A 6,385-nucleotide genomic window follows, 5' to 3' on the forward strand; every position below is an offset into this window, starting at 1 on the left:
TCGAAAGTGCCGTCAGCGTCATGGTGTTCTTCTGTGCGTAGGTTTCCGCGACAGCCGTACGGCCAGAGGAACCAGCCAGGATCACTTCAGACATTTTGGCGCGAACCATGTAGTCCTGGTAAGCAGGCAAAGCCACGGCGGCCAGAATACCGATGATCGCGACAACGATCATCAATTCGATCAGGGTAAAACCCTGCTGGAGGGAACGTTTCATGAAAAACTCCTTAGATGAAAATAAAAACCAAAAAAGCCTTAAGGCTCCGCAGTTTTCATGCCAGTACCTGGCTCCCTCTTGAACACCTGTTCCTGCTGTGGAGATCGCTGGGAAAAACAGGGTTTTGACGCAGATTTTGTCACCCTGAATTTTCGACGCGACACTTTTGTCACATCGAGAATTCGGCGGCTCCGAATGTTTATCCAACCCGCTGAATCACCCAGCGCGTCATCTCGTCCGCGTAGTCTGCTGAAATGCCGGCATCGAGAAGCGCCCACTTGAAAACGTTTCCAAGCTGGGCTTTCTTGTAAGTGTTCAATTTATGCTGCGTCTTGAATTGAACAATCTGCACCGCCATTTTCTCGAGGGTGTAATCGACCTTCTGGGCAAATTCCTTGTCCTTCTTTTCCGCTACCTTGGGAATTTTTTCCAGGAAAAACTGCGCAAGAGACGCGCCGAATTTTTTCGCCTCGCCGGCGTCAAACCAAGCCAATGCCATATCGATCCCTGATAGTGTTGCTCGTGCGCTGATTATAGAATCAGCAACGTTTCGCACCAAAGACCAAGCGCTGACGCTTTAGCCCACGCTTGATTCACGCAATCCCGGCCAATGTCAGTGGCCTACAGAGTCAGCGAACCATGGGCCTTTTTGATCGATTCGCGCAACGCGCAAGCACCTCCTCGAGATCCATAGGCGACGCGGCTTCGGGTCCCGCCCTGGATGCCGGGCAATGGCTGGACAAAGGCATGCTGCTTGAACAACAAGGCCAAGTGGACGAAGCTTTAAGCTGTTATGAATCAGCTATTGGCTTGGCGCCGACGCTCGCGCGGGCCCATTTCAACCGCGGCAACATCCTGCTGGATCGTGGCGACACTCAGAGTGCACTGGGCGCCTATCTGGAGGCCATCAAGCACAAACCGGATTCGGCCGCTGCGCATTTCAACATAGGCAACGCCCATCTCCGCCTTGGGGCAGCCGATGCCGCCGTCGCGGCCTACCGGCAAGCCGTGTCGCTCAAGCCTGATTTTGCGGATGCCCACGCCGCGCTGGAGTTGGCGCTTGAGCTTGAGTCCGATCAGGCCGGGGGCTATTTCCGTCAAGGCCTCGCCGAGCAGGATCTTGAGCAGTTTGATCGTGCAAAAGCGCTCTATCGCCAGGCCTTGGCCATCAAACCCGATCATATAGCGGCCTGCAACAACCTCGGCGGCATCCTGCTTCGCGAGGGGAAAGCCGATATGGCCGCACCGTACTTCCGGCGCGCATCCGAGGCGGATCCCACCAACGCGGCAACGCAGATGAACCTCGGTGATGCCCTGAAGGCCCTTGGCCAGATTGAGGAAGCGATTGCCAGTTACCGCCGGTCGGTGGAAGCCGCGCCCGACAATGCGGCGGCACTGGTTCGACTCGGTAATACGCAGGGAGACCACGGCCTGCACAGGGAGGCTATCGCCAGCTACCGCCGCGCCTTGGAAATCGAGCCCGACAACCCCGAGGCCAACCTGAACCAGGGTAGCGCCTTGCTGGAACTCGGGCAACTTGATCCTGCGGAAAAGTGCTTCCGTCGCACCCTTGAGATCGAACCTGGCTCGGCGGAGGCACACAATAACCTCGGCCTCGTCATGAAGAGGCGGCAGAACATGGACGCCGCCTTGGTTTGTTTTGAAAAAGCCCTGTCCCTTCGCCCTGAGTTCGCAGAAGTGTATGTGAACATGGGCAGCGTGCTGCAGGCCCTTGAGCAAACTGAAGCCGCGGCACAAAGTTATCGGCGGGCGTTGGACATCGCCCCCGGCTCCGCCATCGCGCACTCCAACTACGGTAGCGTATTGGAGCAACTCGACAAACTCGACCTGGCCGAGGCAAGTTTTTTTCGGGCACTGGAAATCGACCCGGAGTATGTTCAAGCCCACAACAATCTCGGCCTTCTTTTCAGTCACACCAACAGGCTCGCCGAATCCATCGCAATCTTTGAGCGTGCCATCAAGATCAAGCCCGATTACGCTGACGCCTACGCGAATCTCGGCAGTGTCCTCAAAGATGCCGGACGCATTGCGGAGGCATCGGAAGCCCTGCGTCGTGCGCTTGAAATTGACCCGAAAAGCTTCCTGGCGCACCACAACCTGCTGTTCATCCATAACTACGTGGCAGACCTGCCGGCCAAGGACCTGTTAGCGGATGCGGAGCGATTTGGGGAGGTCGCCGCGCGTTTGGCGCATCCCTCCATGCATTGGAACAATTCACCGGACCCGGACCGGACGTTGCGAGTGGGATTTGTATCCGGCGACCTCAGCGCCCATCCGGTGGGATTTTTTTTGGAGAGCGTACTGGCGGCACTTTCCTCCAAGCCCCCCCCCAAGCTGGAGTTGTTTGCCTATCCGACCCGCACCTGTGATGACGAGACCAGTGCGAGGCTGCGCGCATGCTGCAAGGGCTGGCATCCGGCGATTGGGCTTTCCGATGAAGCGTTGGCCCAACGCATCAGAGCTGATGGCATCGATATCCTGATTGATCTCTCTGGACACACCGGGAGCAACCGGCTCCCCATGTTCGCCTGGAAGCCGGCCCCTGTCCAGGTGAGCTGGCTCGGCTATTTCGCGACGACCGGTCTGGCTGCCATTGACTACTTCATCGCCGACCCGTGGACGCTTCCGCCGGACCAGGAGGCCCATTTCAGCGAGCAGATCTGGCGCCTGCCGGAAACCCGCCTTTGCTTTACGCCGCCGGGCGCCAATGTAGCCGTCGGTCCTTTGCCCGCGCTTGCAAATGGCTACGTTACCTTTGGATGTTTCAACAACCTGAGCAAGATGAACGATGCCGTGGTGGCACTGTGGGCTCAGGTCTTGAACGCGGTCCCGGATAGCCGCCTGTTTCTCAAGTACCAGCAACTTGGGGAAGCATCCGTGCGGCGACACACGCGTGAACGCTTTGCCGCTCACGGCATCCAATCGGAAAGACTGATTTTTGAAAATTACGGCCCCAGGTCAAACTACCTGGCGGCCTACCAAAGGGTTGACATCGGTCTTGACCCCTTCCCTTTCCCCGGCGGAACCACCACGGCCGAAGCCTTGTGGATGGGTGTGCCCGTGCTAACGCTGGCCGGTGAGCGCTTTCTGTCGCGGCAGGGCGTGGGCCTGTTGATGAACGCCGGCCTGCCCGACTGGATCGCAAGCGACCCTGATGACTACCTTGCGCGCGCGGTATCACATGCCGGGGACCTGCAGCGACTGACCACAGTAAGGGGCGGCTTGCGGCAAAAGGTCCTTGATTCGCCCATCTTTGACGCACCCCGCTTTGCGAGCCATTTCGAGGCGGCATTGCGCGGCATGTGGAGCATCTGGTGTAAACGGGATCTCCGCCCGCCGTTGCCCGAATAGGCCGGCAAATGGGAATACTTGACCGCTTCCTTAAAGTGAAGCCCGACCTCGCCGGCGGCAAGGGCATCTCGGTGCCACCCAGGCTGGACGATGCCGGCCTTCTTCTTGAAGAAGGCATTGCGCTTGAGGAGCGCGGGCAACAAGAGGAAGCCTTAAAGCGCTACGAAGCGGCGATTCAACTCAGGCCCGAACTGGCGCGTGCCCATTTCAACCGCGGCAACCTGTTGCTCGACAAGGGCGAGGCGGCAGGTGCGCTGGACGCTTATCGGCAAGCCGTGAGGTACAAACCCGACTCGGCCGCGGCCCACTACAACATGGGCAATGCATACCTGCGTTTGGGAAACACCCGCGAAGCGATCACGGCCTGCCGCGAAGCCATACGCCTGAAACCCGACTTTGTGGATGCGCACATCAGCCTGGGGATGGCGCTCGCAAAGCTGGGTGAGTATCGCAATGCGATCGGCAGCTACAGGCGCGCCGCAGAGCTCAGGCCGGACTCAGCGGAGCTGCACCACACGTTGGGCCGAGTCATGATGGAGAGCGAACAGGCCGGGGAAGCGATTATCTGCTTTGATACCGCCTTGTTGCTCCAGCCAGGTTTCACAGAAGTGCATCACAGCCGGGGCATCGCCCTCCAGGACCTTGGGCGGCCCGATGAGGCCGTTTCCAGCTATCGGCGCGCCCTGGCACTCGATCCCGGGCTGGTCGAAGCGCACAGCAATCTCGGAAGTGCCTTGAAGGAACTCGGCGACCTGGACGAAGCCATCGCATGCTATGGCCGGGCCCTTGGTATCAACCCCCGGTTGGCCGAGGTCCATCACAACCGTGGCTTGGCCCTCCAGGAGCAGGGAAAGCTTGACCAGGCAGTCGAAAGCTACCGGAAGGCATTGGAGGTTCAGCCCGACTATGCATCGGCCCACAACAGTATGGGTGCCGCGCTGGGCCAGCTCGGGCACTATGAGAAAGCGCTGGAACATTTCCACCGCGCTATAGCGAGCGAACCAGACAACGCAGATGGGCATCTTAATCTGGGCATCACATTGGCAACTATCGGCCAGCCTGATGAGGCCATCGTGAGTTTTCAACGTTCGCTGGCCATACGTCCCGACAACGTGGACGCTTACGTTGGGCTAAGCAACGCATTGAAAGACCTTGGCCGGTTCGAACCAGCGTTGGACAGCGTACGCCGGGCACTTGAATTGGACCCCGACTGCGCCCTGGCGCACAACAATCTGCTCTTCATTCACAACTATGTGACGGATCAACCCGCCGCGCTTTTACTCGCAGACGCCCAGCGCTTCGGCGCGATGGCGGCACGGTTGGCGCATTCCTATACGGAGTGGCCGAACTCGACCGACCCCGGGCGATGCCTGCGCGTGGGTTTTGTGTCCGGTGACCTGCGCAACCACCCGGTGGGCTATTTTCTGGAAAGCGTGCTGGCGGCCCTTTCCTCACAGGCTTCGGGACGATTGGCGCTGTTCGCCTATTCCAACTACAACGGCCGCGACGACGAGACCAGCAGACGCCTGCATGCCCACTGCGAAGGCTGGCATTGCACCGCGCACATGTCCGACAAGGCCTTGGCCCAGCGCATACGGGATGACGGCATCGATATCCTGATAGATCTTTCGGGGCACACAGCACAAAACCGGCTACCCATGTTTGCCTGGAAACCGGCGCCCATCCAGGCAAGCTGGCTCGGCTATTTCGCCACGACGGGAGTGGCTGCCATTGACTACTTCATCGCCGATCCCTGGACGCTTCCAGCAGACCAGGAAGCTCATTTCAGCGAGCACATCTGGCGCCTGCCGGAAACCCGCCTTTGTTTCACACCGCCAGACACCGCCGTAGCCATCGGCCCGCTGCCGGCGCTGGCAAACGGCTTTGTCACCTTTGGATGCTTCAACAATCTGAGCAAGATGAACGACGCCGTGGTGGCGCTTTGGGCGCAGGTGCTCAATGCGGTGCCGGATAGCCGCCTGTTTCTCAAATACAAGCAGCTTGGAGAAGCATCGACCAGGCAAAACACTTGTGATCGCTTCGCCGTTCACGGCATCAACCCTGAACGGCTGATCTTTGAGGCTTACGTTCACAGGGCCAACTACCTGGCGTCCTACCAGCGGGTGGACATCGGCCTGGATCCCTTCCCTTTTCCGGGCGGCACGACGACCGTGGAAGCCTTGTGGATGGGGGTACCGGTGCTGACACTGGAGGGAGAGCGGTTTTTGTCGCGGCAGGGCGTCGGCCTGCTGATGAACGCAGGACTGCCCGAATGGGTCGCGAAAGACCCCAATGACTATGTCGCCCGTGCGGTCTCGCATGCCGGTGACTTGCAGGGCCTGGCCCGGCTGCGCGCGGGTTTGCGGCAGCAAGTGCTGGCCTCACCCATCTTCGACGCACCACGCTTTGCCGGTCATTTCGAGGCCGCCCTGCGCGGCATGTGGCAATTGTGGTGTGAGCAGAACCCCATGCCCGCCGCGGCAGGCTGAAGAGGCCGGCAATGGGAATATTTGACAGATTTGTGCGAGTGTCGTGCCCCGCCGCAAAAGCGGATGCGCAAGCTACGCCGGGTCCGGATCCGGGTTTGAGCGCCGATGATCTGCTGGCGCAGGGCGTGGAACTTGAACAGCAGGGGCGACCGGAAGAGGCGTTGCGGTGCTATGACCAGGCGATTGCCCTGGTACCCGACTATGCCCGGGCGCACTTCAACCGCGGCACCATACTGCTTGACCGGGGCGATGCACAAGATGCACTGGAGGCGTTTGCCAAGGCCGTGCAGTACAAACCGGACTCGGCCGG

The 6,385-nt window shown here is 59.7% G+C and carries 5 protein-coding genes; 3 read left to right on the forward strand and 2 right to left on the reverse strand.

What is annotated here, in order from left to right:
- Both AC1D0O_RS25005 and AC1D0O_RS25010 read right to left on the reverse strand, forming a co-directional pair.
- Nucleotides 1–214 (reverse strand): pilin (locus AC1D0O_RS25005; RefSeq protein WP_477656181.1); only part of this gene is annotated, 214 nt, incomplete at its 3' end.
- A gap of 199 nt (nucleotides 215–413) precedes the next feature.
- Nucleotides 414–713 carry a hypothetical protein gene (locus AC1D0O_RS25010; protein WP_477656182.1) on the reverse strand — a complete coding sequence of 100 codons (300 nt, stop codon included), beginning with the start codon at nucleotides 711–713 and terminating at the stop codon, nucleotides 414–416.
- Between the two features lie 140 nt (nucleotides 714–853).
- Between AC1D0O_RS25010 and AC1D0O_RS25015 the strand changes: the two genes are divergently transcribed.
- From AC1D0O_RS25015 to AC1D0O_RS25025, 3 genes are all read left to right on the forward strand, one after another.
- Nucleotides 854–3,586 carry a tetratricopeptide repeat protein gene (locus AC1D0O_RS25015; protein WP_477656185.1) on the forward strand — a complete coding sequence of 911 codons (2,733 nt, stop codon included), beginning with the start codon at nucleotides 854–856 and terminating at the stop codon, nucleotides 3,584–3,586.
- Between the two features lie 8 nt (nucleotides 3,587–3,594).
- On the forward strand, nucleotides 3,595–6,075 hold the full coding sequence (locus AC1D0O_RS25020) for a tetratricopeptide repeat protein (RefSeq protein ID WP_477656183.1): 2,481 nt from the start codon (nucleotides 3,595–3,597) through the stop codon (nucleotides 6,073–6,075).
- 95 nt (nucleotides 6,076–6,170) lie between these two features.
- Nucleotides 6,171–6,385 (forward strand): tetratricopeptide repeat protein (locus tag AC1D0O_RS25025; protein WP_477656184.1); only part of this gene is annotated, 215 nt, incomplete at its 3' end.

Source organism: Polaromonas sp. P1_F2 (assembly GCF_056405735.1).

What these genes read in the sequence shown, in the direction of transcription:
- AC1D0O_RS25010 (WP_477656182.1), bottom strand. Translation starts at nt 713, where the DNA reads ATGGCATTGGCTTGGTTTGACGCCGGCGAGGCGAAAAAATTCGGCGCG.
- AC1D0O_RS25020 (WP_477656183.1), top strand. Translation starts at nt 3,595, where the DNA reads ATGGGAATACTTGACCGCTTCCTTAAAGTGAAGCCCGACCTCGCCGGC.
- AC1D0O_RS25015 (WP_477656185.1), top strand. Translation starts at nt 854, where the DNA reads ATGGGCCTTTTTGATCGATTCGCGCAACGCGCAAGCACCTCCTCGAGA.